The organism is Castellaniella sp. (assembly GCF_004321985.1).
Taxonomy (GTDB): Bacteria; Pseudomonadota; Gammaproteobacteria; order Burkholderiales; family Burkholderiaceae_B; genus Castellaniella.
Genome location: NZ_SCQN01000011.1, coordinates 147,672 through 171,056, shown reverse-complemented (window position 1 = coordinate 171,056; position 23,385 = coordinate 147,672). Strand labels below are relative to the sequence as shown.

Annotated in this window: 25 protein-coding genes; 13 read left to right on the top strand and 12 right to left on the bottom strand. The window is 64.0% G+C overall.

All coding sequences use genetic code 11. The features are described from left to right. Window positions 1-42 precede the first annotated feature (42 nt). Genes argA through rfbD form a run of 3 tightly spaced genes read left to right on the top strand, consistent with a single transcriptional unit; the run spans window position 43 to window position 3,415 of the window. Window positions 43-1,401: an amino-acid N-acetyltransferase gene (argA, locus tag EPN31_RS03125; protein WP_291769334.1), complete on the top strand. Its 1,359-nt coding sequence runs from the start codon at window positions 43-45 to the stop codon at window positions 1,399-1,401. Then, complete coding sequence (gene rfbB, locus EPN31_RS03120) at window positions 1,398-2,504, top strand: dTDP-glucose 4,6-dehydratase (RefSeq protein WP_291769331.1); 1,107 nt, start codon at window positions 1,398-1,400, stop codon at window positions 2,502-2,504. The genes argA and rfbB overlap by 4 nt, the downstream gene beginning before the upstream one ends. Beyond that, a complete protein-coding gene (rfbD, locus tag EPN31_RS03115) occupies window positions 2,501-3,415 on the top strand; it encodes a dTDP-4-dehydrorhamnose reductase (RefSeq protein WP_291769328.1) in 915 nt (304 codons plus the stop codon). Before rfbB ends, rfbD begins: the two co-directional genes overlap by 4 nt. Window positions 3,416-3,442: 27 nt before the next feature. Here the strand turns inward: rfbD and phoU are convergent, their stop codons facing one another. Then, window positions 3,443-4,162, bottom strand: coding sequence for a phosphate signaling complex protein PhoU (gene phoU / locus EPN31_RS03110; RefSeq protein ID WP_291769326.1), 720 nt, complete (start codon window positions 4,160-4,162; stop codon window positions 3,443-3,445). 142 nt (window positions 4,163-4,304) lie between these two features. Next, complete coding sequence (gene rpiA / locus EPN31_RS03105; RefSeq protein WP_291769323.1) at window positions 4,305-4,985, bottom strand: ribose-5-phosphate isomerase RpiA; 681 nt, start codon at window positions 4,983-4,985, stop codon at window positions 4,305-4,307. Between the two features lie 305 nt (window positions 4,986-5,290). Here rpiA and EPN31_RS03100 point away from each other — a divergent pair, with 305 nt between their 5' ends. Further along, complete coding sequence (locus tag EPN31_RS03100) at window positions 5,291-6,037, top strand: carbonic anhydrase (RefSeq protein ID WP_291769322.1); 747 nt, start codon at window positions 5,291-5,293, stop codon at window positions 6,035-6,037. Here the strand turns inward: EPN31_RS03100 and EPN31_RS03095 are convergent. From EPN31_RS03095 to alr, 5 genes are read right to left on the bottom strand one after another with little or no spacing between them, the layout of a single operon-like run. Next, the gene (locus EPN31_RS03095) at window positions 6,034-6,744 is read right to left on the bottom strand and encodes a 3-deoxy-D-manno-octulosonic acid kinase (protein ID WP_291769321.1); all 711 of its coding nucleotides are present in this window, start codon (window positions 6,742-6,744) and stop codon (window positions 6,034-6,036) included. The two genes, EPN31_RS03100 and EPN31_RS03095, sit on opposite strands and share 4 nt — an antisense overlap. Further along, window positions 6,741-7,526 carry a sulfite exporter TauE/SafE family protein gene (locus tag EPN31_RS03090; RefSeq protein WP_291769317.1) on the bottom strand — a complete coding sequence of 262 codons (786 nt, stop codon included), beginning with the start codon at window positions 7,524-7,526 and terminating at the stop codon, window positions 6,741-6,743. The genes EPN31_RS03095 and EPN31_RS03090 overlap by 4 nt, the downstream gene beginning before the upstream one ends. Window position 7,527: 1 nt before the next feature. Next, a complete protein-coding gene (gene radA / locus EPN31_RS03085) occupies window positions 7,528-8,889 on the bottom strand; it encodes a DNA repair protein RadA (RefSeq protein WP_291769315.1) in 1,362 nt (453 codons plus the stop codon). Next, window positions 8,889-9,605 carry an SDR family oxidoreductase gene (locus EPN31_RS03080; protein WP_291769312.1) on the bottom strand — a complete coding sequence of 239 codons (717 nt, stop codon included), beginning with the start codon at window positions 9,603-9,605 and terminating at the stop codon, window positions 8,889-8,891. Before EPN31_RS03080 ends, radA begins: the two co-directional genes overlap by 1 nt. Further along, a complete protein-coding gene (alr, locus tag EPN31_RS03075) occupies window positions 9,602-10,753 on the bottom strand; it encodes an alanine racemase (protein WP_291769309.1) in 1,152 nt (383 codons plus the stop codon). Before alr ends, EPN31_RS03080 begins: the two co-directional genes overlap by 4 nt. A gap of 95 nt (window positions 10,754-10,848) precedes the next feature. On the opposite strand from alr, the gene hpnD reads away from it, so the two are divergent. Further along, window positions 10,849-11,718: a presqualene diphosphate synthase HpnD gene (gene hpnD, locus EPN31_RS03070; RefSeq protein WP_291769306.1), complete on the top strand. Its 870-nt coding sequence runs from the start codon at window positions 10,849-10,851 to the stop codon at window positions 11,716-11,718. Here hpnD and rocF read toward each other — a convergent pair. From rocF to alaC, 5 genes are all read right to left on the bottom strand, one after another. Beyond that, complete coding sequence (gene rocF, locus EPN31_RS03065) at window positions 11,715-12,653, bottom strand: arginase (RefSeq protein ID WP_291769303.1); 939 nt, start codon at window positions 12,651-12,653, stop codon at window positions 11,715-11,717. The two genes, hpnD and rocF, sit on opposite strands and share 4 nt — an antisense overlap. A gap of 22 nt (window positions 12,654-12,675) precedes the next feature. Then, on the bottom strand, window positions 12,676-13,761 hold the full coding sequence (locus EPN31_RS03060; protein WP_291769300.1) for an ornithine cyclodeaminase: 1,086 nt from the start codon (window positions 13,759-13,761) through the stop codon (window positions 12,676-12,678). 158 nt (window positions 13,762-13,919) lie between these two features. Continuing rightward, the gene (thrC, locus tag EPN31_RS03055) at window positions 13,920-15,320 is read right to left on the bottom strand and encodes a threonine synthase (RefSeq protein WP_291769297.1); all 1,401 of its coding nucleotides are present in this window, start codon (window positions 15,318-15,320) and stop codon (window positions 13,920-13,922) included. Then, window positions 15,317-16,621, bottom strand: a complete 1,305-nt coding sequence (locus tag EPN31_RS03050) for a homoserine dehydrogenase (RefSeq protein WP_291769294.1) — start codon at window positions 16,619-16,621, stop codon at window positions 15,317-15,319. Before EPN31_RS03050 ends, thrC begins: the two co-directional genes overlap by 4 nt. After that, the gene (gene alaC, locus EPN31_RS03045; protein ID WP_291769291.1) at window positions 16,618-17,805 is read right to left on the bottom strand and encodes an alanine transaminase; all 1,188 of its coding nucleotides are present in this window, start codon (window positions 17,803-17,805) and stop codon (window positions 16,618-16,620) included. The genes EPN31_RS03050 and alaC overlap by 4 nt, the downstream gene beginning before the upstream one ends. A gap of 171 nt (window positions 17,806-17,976) precedes the next feature. Between alaC and EPN31_RS03040 the strand changes: the two genes are divergently transcribed. The 8 genes from EPN31_RS03040 (at window position 17,977) to rplI (ending at window position 23,273) form a co-directional block, all read left to right on the top strand. After that, window positions 17,977-18,423 carry an MTH938/NDUFAF3 family protein gene (locus tag EPN31_RS03040; RefSeq protein WP_291769288.1) on the top strand — a complete coding sequence of 149 codons (447 nt, stop codon included), beginning with the start codon at window positions 17,977-17,979 and terminating at the stop codon, window positions 18,421-18,423. After that, window positions 18,420-18,890, top strand: a complete 471-nt coding sequence (locus tag EPN31_RS03035) for a peroxiredoxin (RefSeq protein ID WP_291769284.1) — start codon at window positions 18,420-18,422, stop codon at window positions 18,888-18,890. Before EPN31_RS03040 ends, EPN31_RS03035 begins: the two co-directional genes overlap by 4 nt. A gap of 23 nt (window positions 18,891-18,913) precedes the next feature. Continuing rightward, window positions 18,914-20,704 (top strand): PhoH family protein, encoded by a 1,791-nt coding sequence (locus EPN31_RS03030; protein WP_291769281.1) that lies wholly within the window; start codon window positions 18,914-18,916, stop codon window positions 20,702-20,704. A 41-nt stretch (window positions 20,705-20,745) separates the two neighbouring features. Beyond that, a complete protein-coding gene (gene pdxA, locus EPN31_RS03025) occupies window positions 20,746-21,711 on the top strand; it encodes a 4-hydroxythreonine-4-phosphate dehydrogenase PdxA (RefSeq protein ID WP_291769390.1) in 966 nt (321 codons plus the stop codon). A gap of 85 nt (window positions 21,712-21,796) precedes the next feature. Then, window positions 21,797-22,162 (top strand): 30S ribosomal protein S6, encoded by a 366-nt coding sequence (gene rpsF / locus EPN31_RS03020; protein WP_291769278.1) that lies wholly within the window; start codon window positions 21,797-21,799, stop codon window positions 22,160-22,162. 19 nt (window positions 22,163-22,181) lie between these two features. After that, window positions 22,182-22,475, top strand: a complete 294-nt coding sequence (priB, locus tag EPN31_RS03015) for a primosomal replication protein N (RefSeq protein ID WP_291769388.1) — start codon at window positions 22,182-22,184, stop codon at window positions 22,473-22,475. Window positions 22,476-22,520: 45 nt separating this feature from the next. Then, on the top strand, window positions 22,521-22,802 hold the full coding sequence (gene rpsR / locus EPN31_RS03010) for a 30S ribosomal protein S18 (RefSeq protein WP_291769275.1): 282 nt from the start codon (window positions 22,521-22,523) through the stop codon (window positions 22,800-22,802). 15 nt (window positions 22,803-22,817) lie between these two features. Continuing rightward, window positions 22,818-23,273 (top strand): 50S ribosomal protein L9, encoded by a 456-nt coding sequence (gene rplI / locus EPN31_RS03005; protein WP_291769272.1) that lies wholly within the window; start codon window positions 22,818-22,820, stop codon window positions 23,271-23,273. The last annotated feature ends 112 nt before the right edge of the window (window positions 23,274-23,385 follow it).

Genomic DNA, 23,385 nt, shown 5'->3' with positions numbered 1-23,385 from the left:
TTATAATTTCGGAGTTGCGCAAATCCCATTGCCCTGCCCGCCATGAGTTCCGAAGAGACCGATACCTACTCCGCCCAGGACGCCCCCGAATTCGCACCGGCACAGTTCGTGCGCTGGTTCCGCGAAGTGGCGCCCTATGTGCACGATTTTCGCGGCAAGACCTTCGTCGTGGCGTTCGGCGGCGAACTGATTCAGGACGGCGGCCTCGAAGATCTGGTCGCCGACCTGTCGCTGCTCTCGGCACTGGGCATCAAGCTGGTGCTGGTGCATGGTTCCCGCCCCCAGGTAAACGAGCAATTGCGCCTGAAGGGCTACGTCAACCAGCAGTTCGGGCGCGGTACTGAACCGACCAGCCCGGAAGCGCTCGAGTGCGCCAAGGAAGCCGCCGGCGAAATCCGCCTGGACATCGAGGCCGCCTTCAGCCAGGGGCTGCCGAACACACCCATGTCACACGCGAAGATCCGCGTGATATCGGGCAATTTCGTCACGGCGCGGCCCGTAGGCGTGATCGACGGGGTGGACTACCGTCGCGCCGGAACGGTTCGCAAGCTCGACGTCGATGCCATGCACAGCATCATCAGCCAGGGTGCGATCGTCCTGCTCTCGCCGCTGGGCTTCTCGCCCACGGGCGAAGCCTTCAACCTGGCCATGGAAGACCTGGCGACCAACGCCGCCGTCGCTCTACGTGCCGAAAAACTGATCTTCCTGACGCAGAACCGGACCGTCACCGAGACCGACGGGTCCGTGGACACGGAACTCGCCCGCAATGACGCCGACGAGCTGCTGGCACAAAACGTGCTGGACGAGGACACGGCGGCATTTCTGGGCCACGCCTCGCTCGCGGTCAAACGCGGGGTGGCCCGGGCGCACCTCGTGCCCTACACGCTGGATGGCAGCATCCTGCTCGAGATCTTTACCCACGACGGCGTGGGAACCATGGTGGTGGAAGACACACTGGAAGACCTGCGCCCCGCCGTCGCCGACGACGTGGGCGCGATCGTGCAGCTCATCGAACCCCTGGAAACCGATGGCACACTGGTGCCGCGCGGGCGGGCGGTGATCGAGCGCGACGTGGAAAAGTTCACCGTTCTGGAACACGACGGGGTGATCTACGGTTGCGTGTCGGTGATCCCCTACCCAAAGGATGGCATGGCGGAGATGGCCTGCCTTATCGTGCATCCCGAATGGCAAGGCGTGGGCGATGGCGAAAAACTGCTGCGCCATGCCGAAGCCAGTGCCCGCGCAATGGGCGCGCGGCGGCTGTTCGTGCTGACCACCCGGACATCCCACTGGTTCCTGAAACGCGGCTTCGTGCAAGGCGGGGTCTCCGACCTGCCGCACGAGAAGGCAGCGCACTACAACCGCTCACGCAACAGCCTGGTCTTCATCAAGCGTCTATGAAAATCCTGGTCACCGGCGGCGCAGGCTTCATCGGCTCGGCCCTGGTCCGGCACCTGATTGCCCACACCAACCACAGTGTGCTGAACGTGGACAAGCTGACCTACGCCGGCAACCTGGAATCGCTGGCACCGGTGGCCGGCAACCCACGCTATGTGTTCGAACAGGTCGATATCTGCGACAGCCTGGCCCTGGCACGCATCTTCGCGCAACACCGCCCGCAGGCCGTAATGCACCTGGCCGCCGAATCGCACGTAGACCGATCCATCGACGGGCCCGTGGAATTCGTGCGGACGAACGTGGTAGGCACCTGCACACTGCTCGAAGCGGCGCGCCACTACTGGCTGGGGCTGGATCACCAAGCCAGAAGCGACTTCCGCTTTCACCATATCTCGACCGACGAGGTCTATGGCGACCTGTCCGACACCGCCGGCTTCTTCACCGAAAGCACACCTTATGCGCCCAGTTCCCCGTACTCCGCCAGCAAGGCGGGCGCCGACCACCTGGTGCGGGCATGGCATCGCACCTATGGCCTGCCGACGCTGGTGACCAATTGCTCGAACAACTACGGACCCTGCCATTTCCCCGAAAAGCTTATCCCGTTGGTCATCCTGAACGCGCGGGAAGGCCGTCCACTGCCCGTCTACGGCCGCGGGCTGCAGATCCGCGACTGGCTCTACGTCGAGGATCACGCTCGGGCACTGGTGCGCGTCCTGGAAGCCGGCACACCTGGCGAGACCTACAACATCGGCGGACACAACGAGCAACGCAACATCGATGTGGTGCGTGCCATCTGTGAACTGCTGGAAGAACTGGCGCCCGACCACCCACACGGTGTGGCCCACTACGCCGATCTGATCACCTATGTGACGGATCGCCCCGGACACGACAGGCGCTACGCGATCGACGCCACCAAGATCGCCCGTGAGCTGGGCTGGACCCCGCGCGAGACCTTCGCCACCGGCCTGCGCAAGACCGTGCAGTGGTATCTGGACCACCGGGACTGGTGCGAGCGCGTACAAGACGGCCGCTACCGCCGTGAGCGGCTGGGCCTGGACGAGACCATAACGGGCGACCCGACACCCGCCGAACGCCCGCAGCCATGACACCAGGGCACCCGCTCCGCCTTCTGGTGACGGGTTCGCAGGGGCAGCTCGGGCGCGCGCTGCAGGCGCTGGCGCAGGCGAACAGCAGCACAGATTATCGATTTGCCTCGCACGCCGAACTGGATGTGAGCCAGGCTGATGCCATCGAGCGGTGGCTGGACGCGCATCCGGCCGACTGCCTGATCAACGCCGCTGCCTACACCGCCGTGGACCGGGCGGCTTCCGAGCCCGCCACCGCCATGATGGCGAACGCACAGGCCCCCGAGACCCTGGCACGCGCCTGCGCGGCCAGAAACATGCGCTTCTTTCATGTGTCCACCGACTATGTGTTCGACGGCCGGACGGATCGCCCCTACCATGAAGACGATGCCACCGCACCACTCAACACCTATGGCCGCAGCAAGCAGGCGGGCGAACAGGCCGTCCTGAGCGCCGACTCCACAGCCATCATCGTGCGCACCAGTTGGCTCTTCAGCGCCTGGGGCCCAAACTTCGTGCACACCATGCTGCGGCTGGGGCAACAGCAGGCCACCCTTCGATTGGTAGCCGACCAGATCGGCGGCCCGACCTGGGCCGGGCACCTGGCAGCCGTCCTGCAGAATCTGGCGCGACGGCCTGGCGGTGAGACGCCCGGCGGCATCTATCACTTCAGCGGACAACCCTGGGTGAGCTGGCAGGAATTCGCGCAGGAAATCTTCGTCCAAGCCCATGCGGCCGGGCTGATGGCGCGGATCCCCACTCTGCTGCCCATTTCCTCGACTGAATGGCCCGCATCCGAGCCGCGCCCCGCCAATAGTCGGCTGGACTGCGGCAAGCTGGAGACCCTGCTGGGGCCGCTGGAGCGCGATTGGCGGCTGGGCCTGGGCCTGGTATTGGCCGACCCGGAGTTTCAGCGACGGATAAAGACCTAAGCCGCTACGCCCAGCGCAGGCAACGCATCAGGGACGTGGTTCGGGCGGCTCGCCGCGCGCCATGCGCTCGGTGTTGGTGACGCCCATGTGGCGCACGTCGTCGCCGCGAACCATATAGATCACACGCTCGGCCATGTTCTTGGCATGGTCGCCGATGCGTTCCAGCGCCCGGGCAATGAAGATCAGGTCGATGGAATGCGAAATCGTGCGCGGGTCCTCGATCATGTAGGTGATCATGTGGCGCAGCGAGGCCTTCCATTCCTTGTCCACGTCCCTGTCGCTGCGCACGACCTCGGCGGCGGCGACAGGGTCCTCGCGCGCGAAGGCATCCAGGGCCGCGCGAATCATGCTGGCTACGGCGTCCGCCATATGGCGCAACTCGACGACCGGTTCGTAGGAGGAATCCTCTTCGTGCAGCCGACGGGCGACCTTGGCGATCTTTTCAGCCTCGTCACCACACCGCTCCATGTCGGTGAGCATCTTGGAAATCGACAACAGCAGGCGCAGATCGACCGCTGTAGGCTGATTGCGTGCAATCAGCTGACCGATGCGCCCATCGATGTCCACCTCGAACTGATTTACCTGGCGCTCGTGCTCGCGCACACGATCCACGAGTTGCAGCTCGCCTTCGGACAATGCGCGGCTGCCGTCCAGCACCATGGATTCCACCAGGCCGCCCATTTGCAGGAACATCGATCGCGTCGTTTCCAGCTCAGCGTGAAATTGTTTGTTGGTGTGTTCGAGCATGACCGACCCCCCTATGTACCTGCGGACGCATCCAAACGATCGCAAAGCGTAGCACCGCGCCCGCCGCTTGTGAAGGCAGCATAGCAGGCCCGTGTGACTGGCTCATGACAGCCAGCTGGGCGCGGGTACCGCAGCGGCGTGATCAATCCTGCAGCTCCAGCCGCGAGACCCCATCCTGGCCCGCCACCAGCGCGACGTGCGCACCCGAGATGGCGAACAGGCCACAACACACTATCCCCGGAATGTTGTTCAGAACCGCCTCAAACTCCGCTGGATCGTCATAGGTCAGGCCCGACACGTCCAGAATCTGGTTGCCGTTGTCGGTGGTGAAGCCCTCCCGCAGCCGCGGTTGGCCGCCCAGTGAACGAATCTGCCGGGCAACCGCCTCGCGAGCCAGTGGGATGACCTCCACCGGCAAGGGGAAGCGTCCAAGCTGCCTCACGAGCTTGGAGTCGTCGACGATGCAGACGAACCGGTCGGCGACGGAAGCCACGATCTTTTCGCGAGTAAGTGCGCCGCCGCCGCCCTTCACCATGTTCAGCTCGTGGTCCACCTCGTCGGCGCCATCCACATACAGCGCCAGGCTGGCGACCTCATTCAGATCCAGGACCCGGATGCCCGCGGCCTGCAGCCGTTGCGTGCTGCGCTCCGAACTGGAGACCGCCGCCGCAAAATCCCCGGAATGGGCGGCCAGCAGATCGATGAACCGGTCGACCGTGGAGCCTGTCCCCACCCCCAGGACGCTGTCGGGCTGAAGTTGCGGCAGCACATAATCAAGGGCGGCCTGCGCAGCCTGCTGTTTGAGTTGGTCCTGAGAAAACATGCGAACGTCCGTCGGGATTTGTAAAGACGGATATTTTAAGGGCTGCGGGGCGTGGCCGGACACTCGGGTGGATACCAGCACTAGGGATTCCGCGACCAGTTCGATCGCGCGGCGGGATCGTGACCGGGGGTGCAAGCCCAGCAGCGTTCGTGTAGAGTCACCAACTGATCGAGAATCGATGGAATCACGCGGTAGGCGACCCCCCGAATTTCACCCGAAACAGAACGGCACGAACGGCTCGAAGGATCCGATGCGCCCGGGTTAAAAGGCAGTCCCTCTTTCAACCAACCACAAAGGTACCCACCATGTGTGATTCCAAGCTCTGCACTCACGCACAGCCAGTCACCCGCCGGCGCTTTCTGCAGTCATCTGCCGCCTTCGCGCTGGCTGCAACGGCCTCGGCCGGGCTGGGCGCCATGGCCAGCGTACCGGTCCATGCGGCAGGCCTACCCAAGCCCGAAAATGCTGTCAGCCCCGATGAAGCCATCCAGCGCCTGAAAGAAGGCAACCAGCGCTATGTATCGGGGGTCATGAAGCGCCACGATTTCTCACACGAAAGAAAAGCGCTGGCGGGCGGGCAAAATCCCTACGCGGCCATCCTGGGCTGTGCGGATTCGCGCGTCGCCCCCGAATATACATTCGACAGCGGCCGCGGCGACCTGTTCGTGACCCGGGTAGCCGGCAACTTCATCAACGCCGACATGCTCGGTAGCCTGGAATACGCCGTCGCCGTCCTGTCCGTTCCGGCCATCCTCGTGCTGGGGCACGAAAAATGCGGGGCAATTGCCGCAGCCGTGAAGGCGATCACCAACCATGCTCAATACCCCGGCCACATCGAAACATTGGTGGCCGCGCTGACCCCATCGGTGAAGCAAGTCAGCCAACAGAAAACCGACCTGCTGGAAGCCGCCATCGAACAGAACATCCGTAACAATGTAACGGCACTGAGCGCGCAGTCGGACATCATCCGAAAGGCGCACCAGGCTGGCTCCCTGCGGATCGTGGGCGGCATCTACCGCCTGGCCACCGGAAAGGTGGATTTTCTGGCTTAAGACCGCGCCAATTCATTCCACCACGCCTCTCCCCGCGCCCCGGCCACCTTCACCAGGGACCGCCGCAGGCGCAGCAGGTTTTCGTGCCGGGCACGCGCTGAAACCGGCCCCAGCCGTGCGCGGTCGAAGTCGATGAGCCAGATGCGGTCCTGGTCGTCGAACAATATATTGAAGGCGTTCAGGTCGGCATGCCAGACCTCAGCATCATGGAGGGCGGCGATGACTCGAGCGACCTCAGCGGGATCGGCGCGATCAAGACGGCTCGCCAAGGCCTGCGCCCCTGCGATCCGCGCCACCAGAATGGCGTTGCGGTACATCAGGCCAGCCCGCCACCAGGCCGCGCCCAGCGGTTCTGGAACCCGGACACCGGCATCACGCAAGAGCCCCAGAACCCGCGATTCTGCAATGGCGCGCACCCGGGCCTGTCCCAGCCATAGATAGGATTCACGGCCGAACCGGGCCCGCAGGCCCCCACGCCGATAGTGGCGCAGCACGGCAGGCCCATGGATACCATCGACGAACCAGGCCGCCTGCCGGCCGCCCTCGCCCACCGGAATTGCGCCCGGTCTCCCCGGGTCGAACCAGGCGTCTCCGGCGGTGGCCGCCAGGCGCTGCGGCACACACAGGGCACCCCCTGGGAAGTCCTGCCTCACCCAACCACGAGGAATGCCCTGCGTACCGGGCAGCGTGGATAATACCGGACTCATGCGCCACCCCGCAGAAGCAGCAAGCCCATGATGATCAGCAGCATGCAGGCAAAAATCAGTTTCAGCCGTGCTTCCGGCAAGGCATAAGCCAGGCGCACCCCGTACGGCACGCACAGCAGGCTGCCGATGGCCAGCGGAATGCCGACCAAACCATGCGCCTGACCATGCCAGGCGTAGGTCGCAAGCGCCACCACGGTGCCCGGTACGATCATGGTCAGCGCCAGGGCCTGTGCCGACGTCTGGCGCAGGCGGAAGCATGTGGTCATGAACGGCACCGAAAGCACCGATCCACCCACGCCGAAAATTCCACCGGTCAGCCCCGCCAGAATACCAATCAGGAAGTACCAGCCACGGTGCGTCTGCGAGACTTCACGGTAGCCTCCGGGCGGCGCGGAACGCGCACGCCGCCCCAAACTCTCGCGAAAGTAAAAGAGCGCGATGATGAACACGAAACCGGCATAAATGCGGCGCAGCAGCCACGGATCCAGACCCAGCGCGATCTTTGCCCCTACCCAGGTGAAGAAAACTGAACCCGCCGCCCCGGCGGCCGCCGACCGCCAATCGATGGGCGAGCGCTGATGATATTTGCGCACCGTGAGTACCACTGCGGGCAGCACCATCACCAGGGCCGTACCCTGGGCCGCCTGCTGCGGATAGCCCAGCACCAGCCCCAGCAATGGAATCGCGATCAGTCCGCCGCCAATACCCACGACCCCGCCAGAGAAGCCGATCGCGCCACCCGTGACCAGACACGCGGGAATCAGCCACAGGGTGCCCGCCATCTCAGCGGTCACCGTTCAGCACGCCGAGGATATCCTCCACCCGGTCGACCGCCTGGACCTGCAGCCCTTCGATGGCTTGGCGCGGCGCATTGGCGCGCGGAATGACGGCGCGCTCGAACCCCAGCTTGGCAGCTTCCCGCAATCGTTCCTGGCCGCGAGGCGCAGGGCGGATCTCGCCGGCCAGGCCGATCTCGCCAAAGGCAAACAGCCGGGGCGGCAAAGGTCTATCCCGCATGGAGGAAACCATCGCGAGCGCTACGGCGAGGTCGGCGGCCGGCTCCATGATGCGCACCCCGCCGACGGCATTCACGAACACATCCTGGTCGAAGGTGACGATCCCCGCATGGCGATGCAGCACGGCCAGCAGCATGGCCAGACGGCTGCTCTCCAGACCGACCGACAACCGGCGCGGATTGGGGACGTGCGCAGTATCCACCAGCGCCTGAACCTCGACCATCAAGGGCCGCGTACCTTCCTGTGTGGCCATCACGCAGGACCCGGCGACCTCTCGCGAATGCCCGGCCAAAAACAGCGCGGAAGGGTTGTTCACACCGCGCAAGCCACGATCAGTCATGGCAAATACACCGAGCTCGTTGACCGCGCCAAAGCGGTTCTTCACCGCGCGCACCAGCCGGAAGGACGTATGCGTGTCGCCTTCGAAGTACAGGACGGTATCCACGATGTGCTCCAGCACGCGCGGGCCGGCCAGCGATCCATCCTTGGTCACGTGGCCGATGATGATGAGCGAAATCCCGGTCTGCTTGGCGATGCGGGTGAGCTGCGCGGCGCACTCGCGCACCTGGGACACCGAGCCAGGCGCTGCCGTAAGCTCGCTCGAATACAGCGTCTGGATCGAATCGATCACGGCCACGCCGGGCTGGCGCTCCGTCAGCGCCTGTACGATCTGCTCCAGCCGGATCTCCGACAGCAGATCCACGCCGTCTCCCGATACGCCCAGGCGCTGCGCACGCAACGCCACCTGCTCAGCAGACTCCTCGCCCGTCACATAGAGCACGGGCCCGCGTTCCGACAGGCTTGCGAGCGCCTGAAGCAGCAAGGTGGATTTGCCGATCCCCGGATCGCCGCCGATGAGCACCACCGCCCCGGCCACCAGGCCGCCGCCCAGCACCCGGTCGAATTCCTCAATACCGCTGGGGTTGCGGATCTGCTCATGCGCCTCAATCTCCGACAGCCGTCGCACGGGGGTGCTGCCCGCAAGAGGAGCAAACCGGTGGGCAGGCGCAACAGATTCGCGAGTCTCCTGCAGCGTGTTCCAGGCACCGCAATGCGGGCAACGGCCTTCCCACTTGGCCGTCGCTGCACCGCACTCAGTGCAAAGAAATAACGTTTTTGCCTTGGCCATCAGCGGCCCGCCAGGCTGCCACCGCCATCCACGCCCAGCTCCTGGCCCGTGATGTAGGATGCCTCGTCGCCCAGCAGAAATACCACGGCGGCGGCAACTTCGGCCGCCTGGCCCAGACGTCCCATGGGAATGGTGGACAGGATGGACTTTTCCGCGTCACTGCCCACCGGATACTCCGAGCGGAACAGCCCCGTTTCCACGGGGCCGGGGGACACGGCATTGACCGTGACGCCAAAGGGCGCGAGCTCCAGCGCCCATGTGCGGGTGCAGCCCAGCAAGGCGCTTTTGGCGGCCGAATAGCTGGTGTGTCCGGCCGAGCCATAGACTGCGCGCCCGCAAATGTTCACAATGCGGCCGGCCTTGCGCGCCTTCATGCCCGGCACGAAGGCCTGGACGGCCTGCACCGCCACCCGCACATTGAGATCAAAAGCCTGATAGAGCGAGGCCAGATCGACTTCTCCCAGGGCTTCGGCCATGACCGGTCCCACGCAGTTCACGACGGCATCCACGGGGTACTTTTCACGGATGACCCGCAGCAGTTCCTCGGTTTCACCGGCATTGGCCAGATCGCAACCATACAGGTAGCCCGGAAAATCGATGTCGGCGGTATTACGCGCCATCCCGACCACATGGCAGCCCTGATCCGCCAACCGCTGGCTGATGGCCCACCCGATGCCTTTGGTCGCTCCTGTCACGAGCACACAACTGTTTTTCATAGCGGATTCCCGGAAGGTGAAGCCTGAAGGACGCTGCGCGGCACCCGCGGCGTGATGGCGGTCAGCAATTCATACCCGATGGTGCCGCAGGACAGCGCCACCTCGTCCACCGACGGTCCGCCCACTCCCCAGAGCACAACCGGAGAGCCCACATGCGCCTGGGGCACCGGACCCAGATCCACGGCCAGCATGTCCATCGAGACGCGCCCCAGCAGTTGCGTGCGCACACCTGCGACCGTGACCGGTGTGCCGGTCACGGCGTGCCTGGGGTAGCCATCGGCATAGCCGCAAGCGACGATGCCCACCCGCATTGCATGATCTGCACGGAAAGTCTGACCATAGCCGATAGCCTCGCCCGTCGGCAAGACGTGGGCACTGATCAGCTGTGAAGAAAGCGTCATGGCGGGATGCAGACCGAACGAATCGGCAGACTGGCCGGCAAAGGGCGAGGCGCCATATAGGCAGATGCCTGGTCGCACCCATTGGGTCTGACCCGCATGGCAATCCGAAACGCTGGCTGCGAAGCCGGGTGTCAGCGTCGCCGCCGAGTTGCAAACGCTGACCGGTCCCGGCAGCTCCTGGGTGGCGGCCTGGAACCGCGCCAACTGCTCCCGCGTGAAGGCCGGATCGTCATCGGCCCGGGCAAAGTGCGTCATCTTGCCAACGCTATTCAGGATGCCGGCGGACCGCAGGGCCTGTGCGCGACGGAACGTGACGCGAAACTCGTCTGGCAGGAAACCCAGCCGGTGCATCCCACTGTCCAGTTTCACATAGGCATCCAGCGCATGCGGAATCCTGCAGGCCTCCAGCATGGCCATCTGTTCGTTGCAATGCAGCGTCGTCGCGATGCGGTAGCGGTTCAGCACTTCCAGATCGGATGTCTCGAAAAAACCTTCCAGCAGCAGGATCGGCCCCGACCAGCCCGATTCACGGCAATGGACGGCTTCATCCAGGTCCAACATCGCCAGACCGTCAGCCTGGGAGAACCCCTGCAGCGCGGCGGACAGGCCATGACCGTAACCCCGGGCCTTGATCACTGCCCAGATTCTGGGAGAATCAACAGTATCCCGAGCCAGACGGCCAGCCACGATGCGCAGGTTGTGAGACAAGGCTTCAGTGTCAATGGTCGCCAGAATCGGGCGCGGCATGGAATCCCCCAAAAGCTAGAGTGGCACAAGCCTCTGCTGCAAGCCGCGATCAGTATACTGCCTGCCATTTGCAGCGATCACGCCACATCCGCACCATGAGTCCCGACGAATATTGTCAGCGCAAGGCCGCACAAAGCGGCACTAGCCTCTACTACGCCCTGCTGTTCCTGCCGCCAGAAAAGCGCCAGGCGCTCACCGCGCTGCATGCCTTTCGTGTGGAAGTCGAGGACATCGTGGAACAAACTTCCGAAGCCTCGGTCGCCCGCATGAAGCTGGCTTGGTGGCGCAGCCAGGTGGAGGCGATCTTCGGCGGCGAACCGGACCACCCAATTGCCATCGCGCTCGCGCAACATGCACTGCCCTGCGGGCTGCGGGCCGATCCGCTGCACGCAGTCATCGAAGCGTCGGAGAAAAACCTGGACCAGTTTCGCTACCCGGACTGGCCCGCCTTGCAGCAGTATTGCTGGCTGGCGGCAGCCCGGCTCAATGGCCTCTCAACCGTGATCCTGGGCCAGACCGACCCCCGGACGCAGACGTTTGCAGAGACGCTGGGACTGGCACTGCAAATGACCACCCTTCTGGGCGACGTTGGCGAAGACGCACGCCGGGGCCGGATCTACCTGCCAGCCGATGAAATGGAACGCCATGGCGTCAGCGTGGACGATATTCTGGACGGCCACCATTCGGCAAAATTCCAGGCGTTGATGGACGAGCAAGCAGTGCGCACGCGTGCACTGTTCGGACAAGCCATGCTGGCGCTGCCCGAGGCGGACCGCCGCGCACAACGCCCCAATCTGATGTTGGCGTCAATTCACTGGGCGCTGCTGCGCGAGCTGCAGCACGACGGCTGGCATGTCCTGGACCAGCGCATCGCGCTCACCCCCATCCGCAAGTTCTGGCTGGCGTGGAAGACCTGGGTGGGCGGCGGGCGGAGCCTGGTCCGGACGCTGTCCGCGTGGGGCTAATCGATACCGGGCATCAGGGAACGCCGGCGCATCAGTGTGCACTTGCCGAACAGACTCTCGATCAATTCCACCGCTACCTCCGCCGTCTGATTGCGCACATCCAGGGCTGGATTGAGCTCCACGACGTCCACGGAGCCCACTCGCCCAGTATCGGCCAGCATCTCCATGCACAGCTGCGCCTCGCGCCAAGTCGGTCCACCGCGCACAGTCGTCCCCACGCCGGGCGCAAAACCTGGATCGAGAAAGTCCACGTCAAAGCTCACGTGCACATGGGCATCGGCGGGCAGTCCGGCCAATGCGGCCTCCATGACGGCACGCATCCCCCACTCGTCGATCGCACGCATGTCATACACGTCGAGCCCCTGTGCATCGACGAACGCCCGTTCCCCTTCATCCACGCTACGGATGCCCACCATGCGCAGCTCCGCTGGCCGGAGCGCCGCGCCGCGCCCACCCAGCTCGACCAGCGCGCGCGGGCCAAACCCGCACAGGCAGGCCACAGGCATGCCATGCATATTGCCGCTGGGCGAGAGCACGTTCGTATTGAAGTCCGCGTGGGCATCCAGCCAGAATACCCGTAACGGTCGGCCCAGACTGCGGCAATGGCGCGCCACCGCGCTCACTGACCCCACGCCCAGGCAATGATCACCGCCCAGGATCATCGGCAGGCGCCCGGCCTGCAATTGCGCGCTGATGGCAGCATGAACAGCCTGATTCCAGGCGACGACCTGCTGCAGGTGGCGGTACCCTTGCTCAGGCGGCAGCCATGGATTGGCCGGGCCCGACAGATTGCCGGTATCCAGCACCTCACGGCCACGCGCCTCAAGTGCACGGACCAGACCGGCCACGCGCAGCGCCTCCGGCCCCATGGACGCCCCCCGGATACCGGCACCAATATCGGTGGGAGCGCCCACCAAAGCGATCGTTTTGCTCATCGTGCCCCCTGCCGCCAGGGTGTCAGGCCTGCTGCAAGGCAGGCTCATGCCGACCCTGCGCAAGCCACCAGCCATACAGATCGCGGGGATCGCTCTGCGCGGGCGTCACATCCACGCGAATGCCGGCGCCATAGCGTATCGCCGCAGACTGAATGAATCGTAGCGCCGAGTAGTCTTCCAGCGCGAATCCCACTGAATCGAACAGCGTGATCTGGTGCCGGTCGGTACGGCCAGGCACGAGTCCCGCCAGCACCTGCCAGAGTTCGGTGACCGGGAAGTCGGGCGCCATCTGCTGGATTTCGCCCTCGCGCCGCGTTTGCGGCGGGTATTCCACGAACACCGCCGCTTTGGTCAGGATACCCGGATCCAGCTCCGTCTTTCCAGGGCTGTCACCACCCACGGCATTCAGGTGCATGCCGGGCGCCAGCATATCGGCGGACAGCACTTCCGCCCTTCCCTGATGCGCCGTCACCGTCGTGACGATGTCGGCGCCTTCGATCGCCCGCTCGGCAGAATCACAGATCCGGATCTGAAAGGGATCCATGAAATCCCGCGACGCCAGCAGGTTGCGCCGCAGCCGCTCCGATGCGTGGCGGTCCACGTCATACAGGCGAAGCTCCTTGATTCCCATCAACGCGCGGAAGGCAATGGCCTGAAAGTCGCTTTGGGCGCCATTGCCGATCAGCGCCATGGAACGGCTATCCGCGCGGGCCAAGGCGCGCGCTGCCAGAACGGAATTGGCAGCCGTGCGTAACGCCGTGGTCAGCGTCAATTCGCTGAGCAGGCGGATCATGCCAGTGTCGCAGTCCAGCAGGGCACCCATGGCCATCACCGTCGGCAGACCGTAGCGGCCGTTCCCTGGGTGGCCGTTGACACACTTGAAGCTGTAGCGCACACCGTCCGTGATCGGCATGAGCTCAATCACACCATCCGGGGTATAAGCTGCCACCCGCGCCGCTTTCTGGAAGTCAGGCCATCGCAGGTAATCCTGACGCAGCAGTTCCACCAATTCCTTCAGGCTCGCCGGCAATCCCACAGTGTGGATCAAGCGAGCCACTTCGGGCGTGTCCAGAAACAGGGTACGCGGCCCATTCACGGAAGTATTCATGGCGCGTCTCCAGCAGATCATCTACTGGTTGGACCGCCGTTCACCATGGAACATTCCGTCTGCAACCCGGTTTCTTTGTCACAGAATGAACACAATGTCACGGAAGGCGAGTGGCCGGTAGGCGACACATGCTGCCGCCCAGCGGGCGGCGCTGCGAACTACAGCGCGTGCTGCCGCAGATAATCCGCCACCAGCCGCGCATCGCAATCCATGAGCGTGACGCGCTGAGGGCGCTGTGCCAGATCACGCAGGGGTGCCGGCACCTCGGGATCGACCCCGACAGCCTGCACGATGGTGTCGGCAAACTTGGCCGGCAATGCGGTTTCCAGCACCAGCATGGGCACACCAGACTCCAGATGCTCGCGCGCGACCTTGACGGCATCGGCCGTATGTGGGTCGATCAGCACGCCGGTTTCCTGGTGGACGGACCGGATGGTGTGCAGCCGGTCCGCGTGGGTGCTGGAGCCCGCCACGAACCCGTAGCGATCCTCAAACTGCGGTTTGAGCGCCGACAGATCGAAGGACCCTTTCTGCTGCAGCTCCTGCATCAGCGCCTTGACCCGCACGGGGTCACGCCCCACCAGATCGAAGAGGAAGCGCTCGAAGTTGGACGCCCGCGAAATGTCCATCGACGGGCTGGACGTGGCAAAGGTCTGACTGGCCGGCCGCGGGCGGTAGACGCCCGTGCGGAAGAATTCCTCAAGCACATTGTTCTCGTTGGTGGCCAGCACCAGCCGGCGGACCGGCAATCCCATCTGGCGCGCGATGTGGCCTGCCAGGATGTTGCCGAAGTTCCCCGAAGGCACGGCAAAGGAGACCAGGTCACCCGCGTTTTTCGTGGCCCGCAACCAGCCCCAGACGTAATACACGACCTGCGCCGCAATCCGCGCCCAGTTGATGGAATTCACCGCGCCCAGGCGATAGGTGCTCTTGAAGGTCAGATCGCCGGACAGCGCCTTGACGATGTCCTGGCACTCGTCGAACACCCCGCGAATGGCAATGTTGTGAATGTTGGCGTCCTGCAGCGAATACATTTGAGCCCGCTGAAAAGCGCTCATGCGCCCCTGCGGGGACAGCATGAAGACAGCGATCCCCTGCTTGCCGCGCAGGGCGTATTCGGCGGCCGATCCCGTATCGCCGGACGTCGCGCCCAGAATGTTCAGCGTCTGCCCGCGCTGCGCCAGCACCGTCTCGAACACCTGCCCCAGGAACTGCATGGCCATGTCCTTGAATGCCAGGGTCGGCCCCTCGGACAGACCCAGCAGCGACAGGCCCGGCGCCAGAGGCTTGACCGGCGCAATGCGCGGAAATACGTCTGGCGCGTACGCAGCCCGCGTCAGGCGCTGCAGCGTGTCGGGGGCAATGTCATCAATGAAGAGCGCCAGAACCCGCGCGGCAAGCTCCGCATAGTCCAGTGTGCGCCAGGATTCCAGCATCTCCGGCGTCAGGGCCGGAAGGGCCACTGGCAAGGTCAGGCCGCCGTCGGGCGCCAGACCTTCGAGCAGGATGTCACAAAATGGCAGAGGGGCCATTCCGCCCCGGGTGGACTGATACTTCAATTGAGGTTCTCCACGCGCAGGAGGGTGACGCCGGAATGCACGAAGGGCAGATCGTGGATGACCTGCAGCGCCTGCTGCACGTCGCCTTCCCGTGCCTCATGCGTCAGGAAAATGATATCGGCTTGATGCTCCCCGTGCGGCTGCTGGAACATGGACCCCACAGAGATTTTGGCTTGGGACAGTATGCGCGCCAGATCCGCGAGCACGCCCGGCCGGTCATCCACACGCAGGCGCAGATAGAAGCTGGTGCGGACCTCTGCCATGGGCAGGATGGGGATGTCCGCCATCGCATCGGGCTGAAACGCCAGATGGGGGACACGGTGCTCCGGATCCGCCATCTGCAGCCGGGCCACGTCGACCAGATCGGCCACAACGGCCGACGCGGTGGGCAAGGCGCCTGCGCCTTGCCCGTAATACATCGAGGGGCCCACGACATCACCGCGCACCAGGACGGCGTTCATCGCGCCTTCCACGCTGGCCAGCAGGCAGCCGGCCGGCACCAGCGCCGGGTGGACCCGCAGCTCGATGCCATCGGGCCGGTGTCGCGTGATCCCCAGCAGCTTGATCCGGTATCCCAGACGCTCCGCATGGACGATGTCTTCCGAAGCCAGGTGGGAGATGCCTTCGATATATGCGCGGTCAAACTGCACCGGCACGCCAAACGCCAGCGACGCCAGCAGCGTCAGCTTATGGGCCGCATCGACGCCCTCGATGTCGAATGTGGGGTCCGCCTCGGCATAACCCAGCCGCTGGGCCTCGGCCAGGACGGTCTCGAACGGCAGCCCGCGCAGGCGCATTTCGGACAGGATGAAATTGGTCGTGCCGTTGATGATGCCGGCCACCCATTGGATCCGGTTCGCCGTCAGACCCTCGCGAATCGCCTTGATGATGGGGATGCCGCCACCCACTGCCGCCTCGAAGGCGACCATCACGCCGCGCGCCTGTGCGGCCGCAAAGATCTCATTGCCGTGGACGGCGAGCAAGGCCTTGTTCGCCGTCACAACATGCTTGCCCTGGGCGATCGCCTCCAGGATGCACTGGCGCGCAACAGTCTGGCCGCCGATCAGCTCGACAATGATGTCAATATCCGGGTCACGGATCAGGGCCATGCCGTCAGTGATCACCTTCACATCGGGGCCCACCAGCGCGCGAGCCTTTGCCACGTCCCGCACCGCAACGGCGGCAACCTCGATGTGCCGCCCGGCCCGCCGGGCGATCTCGCCGCCATTCTGCCTCAGGACCGTCCAGACCCCGCCGCCGACTACGCCCAAACCCAGCAATCCCACACGGATGGGCCTCATTTGAGCAACCCGTCCTTGCGGAACATGTCCTTGATGCCACGCACGGCCTGGCGGATGCGCTGTTCGTTTTCGATGAGTGCAAAACGCACATACTCGTCGCCGTAGTCGCCAAAGCCGATCCCGGGGGACACGGCGACCTTTGCATCGGCCAGCAGGCGCTTGGAGAATTCCAGCGAGCCCTGCGCACGATAGGGCTCGGGGATGTGCGCCCAGATATACATGGAAGCCTTGGGGATATCCACCATCCAGCCGGCCTCGTGCAGGCTGCGGGCCAGCACATCGCGGCGGCTGCGGTACTGTTCCACCACCTGGGCCACGCAATCCTGCGGCCCCTCCAGCGCGGCGATGGCCGCCACCTGGATCGGTGTGAAGGTGCCGTAATCGTGGTAGCTCTTGATGCGCGCCAGCGCATGCACCAGTTCGCGGTTGCCCACCATGAAACCCACCCGCCATCCGGCCATGTTGTAGCTTTTGCTCATGGTGAAGAATTCCACCGCTACGTCGCGAGCCCCGGGCACCTGCATGATGGAAGGCGCTACATAGCCGTCAAAGGTGATGTCCGCATAGGCCAGGTCGTGCACCACCAGGATGCCGTGCTCGCGCGCCAGCGCCACGATACGCTCGAAAAACGACAGATCCACGCACTGCGCCGTCGGGTTGCTGGGGAACCCCAGGATCATCATCTTGGGCTTGGGGATGGTCTCGCGCACCGCACGCTCGATTTCCTCGAAGAAATCCAGCCCCGGCGTCATGGGCACCGAACGGATATTGGCGCCGGCAATCACTGCGCCATAGATGTGGATGGGATAACTAGGATTGGGCACCAGCACCGTATCCCCGCGATCCAGGGTTGCCAGCATCAGATGGGCCAGACCCTCTTTTGACCCGATGGTGACGATGGCCTCTGTCTCGGGATCGATGTCCACCCCATAGCGCCGCCCGTACCAGTTCGCAATGGCCCGGCGCAGCCGGGGAATTCCCTTGGAGACCGAATAGCCGTGCGTATGGTCGCGATGCACGACTTCCACCAGCTTGTCCACGATGTGCTGCGGTGTGGGGCCATCCGGATTGCCCATGGACATGTCGATGATGTCCTCGCCGCGCCTGCGAGCAGCCATCTTCAGCTCCCCGGTGATGTTGAACACATAGGGGGGCAGGCGCTCGATGCGCGGAAAGCTCGTCATGGTGGACCTCGGTGGCGGTGAAAACGGCTGGCGAAATGCGGCGCCGCCCGTGAATGCAGCGCAGCAAATTCATTAATCTAGCGCATGAATTACAGACTCGCAAATGGATCCGCCACGACCTGCTTTGCAGTCAACCGATTGCGCTATCATCACAGGAACACCGGAGCAACTGTGCTACTGCAAAAAGATTCCAACCCTGAACTGAACACCGTGACGGCCTACGGCGACGACTACCTGGAAATCAACCGGGAGCGCTTCGAGTCCGCCATCTGCTTCTCGCCCCAGGGCCCCGTCCGCAATCTGGACCTACAGTGGCCAGGCGAGATCGACGCGGCGCTCCTCCAGGCCCTGATCGGCGTACAGGACGTCGCCCGCGACCCGCTGGCCTTCCTGGACGATGCGCCAGCCGCCCTGCCGCCCGACGCCCCCGAGGTCGTCCTGATCGGGACGGGGGCCCACCAGGTCTTCCTGTCCCCCGAGGTCATCCGGCCGCTGCTCAAGCTCGGCATCGGCGTAGAGACCATGACCACTCAGGCCGCAGCCCGTACCTACAACATTCTCATGTCCGAGGATCGCCACGTACTGGTGCTTCTCCTTCCTGGAGCCCCCCATTCATGACAACTCCCCAGATCGGCCACCCGCTGCCCGCCCTGAAGGCTGATACGACCCAGGGCCCTTTTGATTCGCAAGCATTGCTGGGCAAGCCCTGGGTGCTGTACTTCTACCCCAAGGACAACACCCCGGGCTGCACGCTGGAAGCCCAGGATTTCCGCGACCAGCACGCGCAATTCGAAGCACTGGGCTGCCCCATCTACGGGGTCTCGCGCGACTCGCTGAAATCGCACGACGGCTTCACGGAAAAACAGAACCTGCCGTTCGCCCTCATCTCGGATCCAGACGAAACCCTGTGCACGCTGTTTGGCGTGATGAAGCTGAAGAACATGTACGGCAAGCAGGTCCGAGGGGTGGAACGCAGCACCTTTCTGATCGACGCAAAAGGCGTGCTCGTGCGCGAATGGCGCGGTGTGCGCGTCCCCGACCATGTGAACGAAGTCCTGAAGGCCGTCCACGAACTGACCGCGTAAGCCGCCCATCCACCGGAGCTCCTATGCCCCTTCCGAAAGCCCCATCCAGCATGGGTGCCACTGTAGAACCCGTCACTTCCTCCCCTCGGGTCCACCAGACTGATGCTCCAAACACCGAACGCCGGCCGGCACAGGCCGCCACACCGGCTGCGCCGGCCAAACGCCAGCTGGCGGCAATCCTCACCACCAGACCGGTGACCGAAGCAACCCCGCCAGCGGTCCAGGCGAAACCACAGCCAGTCCAACCGAAACCACAGCCAGATCAGGCAAAACCAAAGCCAGCCCAGGTAAAACCACGGCCAGTCCAGGCGCGGCAAACAGTCCCCAGCCCATCCCCCACTGCCCAGAAGGCCCGGGCACCAGCCGGCCCGTCCAAGCCAGCAACAGCGTCCGGCAAGCTCAAGCGCCTGCCCACGGCACAGCGCAAGCTCTTCGTGCTGGACACCAACGTGCTGCTGCACGACCCTTCGTCCCTGTTCCGCTTCGCCGAACATGACGTCTTCCTGCCCATGATCGTGCTGGAAGAACTGGATCACCAGAAAAAAGGCATGTCCGAGGTCGCCCGCAATGCGCGGCAGGTCAGCCGGTACCTGGACGAACTGGTCGACACCTCCGACCTCAGCAAGGGCGTGCCGCTGGATGCGCTGGGACACACCGACGCGCTGGGATCACTCTATTTCCAGACAAAACCGACCAACGCCCATCTGCCCCTGGAACTGCCCATGGGCAAGGCAGACAACGTGATCCTGGGGATCGTCCACGGGTTGCGCGAGCAGGATCCGAAACGCGAAATCGTGCTGGTGTCCAAGGACATCAACATGCGCCTGAAGGCGCGGGCATTGAACCTGCCTGCGGAAGACTATCTGAATGACCATGTGCTGGACGATTCGGATCTGCTCTACGACGGGGTCATGCCGCTGCCGGAGAACTTCTGGAATAAGCACGGCAAGGACATCGAGTCCTGGCAGCAGAATGGTCTGACCTGGTATCGGGTTCGCGGGCCACTGTGCAGCCAGTTCATCGTCAACGAGTTCGTCTACTACGACGGCGAAATGCCGCTTTCAGCGCAGGTGCGCGAAGTCACGGGCAAGAACGCCGTGCTGTCCACGCTGCGCGACTTCAGCCACGCCAAAAACAGTGTCTGGGGCGTCACGGCGCGCAACCGCGAACAGAATTTCGCCCTGAACCTGCTGATGAACCCGGAGATCGACTTCGTGTCGCTCCTGGGACAGGCCGGCACCGGCAAGACCCTGCTCGCGCTCGCCAGCGGCCTGGCGCAGACCTTCGAGACCAAGCGCTATACCGAGATCATCATCACCCGGGCCACGGTGCCGGTGGGCGACGACATCGGCTTTCTGCCGGGTACCGAAGAAGAAAAGATGCTCCCCTGGATGGGCGCCCTCGAGGACAACCTCGAGGTACTGCACCAGGGGGCGTCCGGCAGCCTGGGAACCAGCAGCACCAGCCAGGACTGGGACAGGACCCCGGCCATGGACCTGATCCGCTCTCGCATCAAGGTCAAATCCATGAATTTCATGCGCGGGCGCACGTTCCTGAACAAATACCTGATCATCGACGAAGCCCAAAATCTGACGCCCAAGCAGATGAAGACGCTGACAACTCGGGCAGGCCCTGGAACCAAGATCATCTGCCTGGGAAACATCGCCCAGATCGACACCCCCTACCTCACGGAAGGCAGCTCGGGGCTTACCTACGTCGTGGACCGCTTCAAGGGCTGGCCCCATGCGGGGCATATCACGCTGCAGCGCGGCGAACGCTCCCGGCTGGCGGACTACGCCAGCGAGGTGCTCTAGTGGGCCTTCCGGCCCGTTCTGGCCACCCGCTCGCCTTCACCATGGGCGATGCGGCCGGCATCGGCCCCGAGCTGATCGTGCGTCTGTTCGCCGCCGGCCTGCCCCACCCAGCCGTCGTGTACGGCGACGCAGGGATCCTGAGGCGCACCTGTCAATCGCTGGGGCTGTCGCAGCAATTGCGTATCCAGGCGCTGGACAGCCCGGGGCGAGGCACCGTCGGCAATGTCATTGGCGTGCTCAACCGCTGGGAACCACTGCCCGCTGACCTGCAGGTGGGCAAAGTCAACCCGGCAGCCGGGCGCGGCGCTTATGAGTATCTGTGCCACGCGATCGACGACGCTCAGGCGAATCACTTGCGCGCCATCGTGACGGCACCACTGAACAAGGAAGCGATGCGGGCGGCAGGCGTGAACTTCCCGGGCCACACCGAGATCCTGGCCTCGCGCACCGGGACGCGCGACTACGCCATGATGCTGGCGAACGACGAGCTTCGGGTATTGCTGGTCACCATCCACATCGCGCTGGCCGACGTACCCGGCGCCATCAGCATCGCCGCCGAACGGACGGCCATCCGCCTGGCACAACACGCCTGTCGCCAGGCCGGCATCCCACAGCCGCGCATCGCCGTCGCGGGTCTGAACCCCCACGCCAGCGAAAATGGCGCCTTCGGCACCGAGGAGGCGCGCTTCATCCTCCCCGCCATCGAACAGGCTCAGGCCGAAGGCCTGCTGGTATCCGGGCCGTGGCCGGGCGACACGGTCTTCATGCGCGCCCGCCACGGAGAATTCGATATCGTCGTGGCCCAATACCACGACCAGGGCCTGATTCCCATCAAGTACCTGGGACTGGATGAGGGCGTGAACGTCACGGTGGGCCTGCCCTTCGTCCGCACCAGCGTGGACCACGGCACCGCCTATGACATTGCCGGCCGTGGCGTGGCCGACCCGGCGTCGCTGAACGCCGCCATGCGTCTGGCACTCAGGATGACATCCGACAAATCGTCGTGATAGAATGCCGGGTTACTTGCCCGATTGGGATCATGGATCCCACGGGCTGTCTGTCAACACTGCAGATATCCACAAGGAGTCATTCATGCGCCACTACGAAGTAGTGTTTATCGTGCATCCCGATCAAAGCGAGCAGGTGCCCGCCATGATCGAGCGCTACCAGACCATGGTCACCTCGAACGGCGGGACCATCCACCGTGTCGAAGACTGGGGTCGCCGTCAGCTTGCCTACCCGATCCAGAAGCTCGTCAAGGCCCACTATGTGTGCTTCAACATCGAGTGCGGCGAACCCGCCCTGGAAGAACTGGAACATTCCTTCCGCTACAACGACGCCATCCTGCGTTCCCTGTTCATCAAGCAAAAGAAGGCTCACACTGAACCTTCCTTCATGATGAAGTCGGTCGAACGCGAAGAGGCCCGCAAGGCGGCTGCCGAACCCGTGAAATCCTGACCAGGCGCTGATGCAATCGGTGAATCGGGTCGAGCTGACGGCACGGATGAACAGGACTGAACCACTGCGGCATACGCCGGCGGGCATTCCGGTCCTGCATTTCATGCTCGAACACGAATCCCAGGTTCAAGAGGCCGGCGCGCTGCGCAGGGTCACGCTGGAACTGCAAGCCGTCGCCCTGGGCGATCTGGCACAGTCACTGGCGGAAACCGACAACGGCACTCCGATCCAGGCCACCGGGTTTCTCGCGCCGCAACGCCAGGGTTCCGACCGGCTGGTGCTGCACCTTCAGCAGATTGCACAGATACAGTAAACGAATACATCGGGCAGCGCCCGGACACAGACAAAGGTAAACATCATGGCTTTCTTCAAAAAGTCGTCCAACAACAAGGACAAACGCAAGTTCGGGCAACAGAACCCACTGTTCAAGCGTCGCAAGTTCTGCCGCTTCACGGTCGCCAAGGTCGAAGAAATCGACTACAAGGATCTGGATACGCTGCGCGACTTCATCCAGGAAAACGGCAAGATCATCCCCGCCCGCCTGACCGGCACCAAGGCGCACTACCAGCGCCAGCTCGATACGGCCATCAAGCGTGCGCGTTTCCTGGCCCTGTTGCCGTACACCGACAACCATCACTAAGACCAGGAGCCCGTCATGCAAATCATCCTGCTTGAAAAAGTCGTCAATCTTGGCAGCCTGGGCGACGTGGTCCGCGTCCGCGACGGTTATGCCCGCAATTTCCTGATCCCGAAAAAGATCGCACGCCGTGCAACGCCCGAAGCCCTGAAGGAATTCGAGGCCCGTCGCGCCGAACTCGAAAAACATCAGGCCGAGAAGCTCGCTGCCGCCCAGTCCCTGTCCGAGAAGCTGCACGGGTTTGCGCTGGTCGTCAGCCAGAAGTCCGGCGTGGACGGCCGCCTGTTCGGCTCGGTCACGACCATCGACGTCGCCGAGGCCCTGAAAGCCGCCGGCTTCACCGATGTGCACAAGGCCCAGATCCGCATGCCCAACGGCGCCATCAAGGCCGTCGGCGAGTTTCCGCTACAGGTCGCGCTGCACGCGGACGTGGTGGCCGACATCACGCTCACCGTCCAGGGCGAAATGGCCTGATGGTGGAAACCCGCCATGCTACATTCCCCAGGGTGGGAATGGCAGCGTGCGACTGAAAAAGGCCGGCGCGATGCCGGCCTTTTTCATGGGCCGAGTCAGACGAATCGAGGAC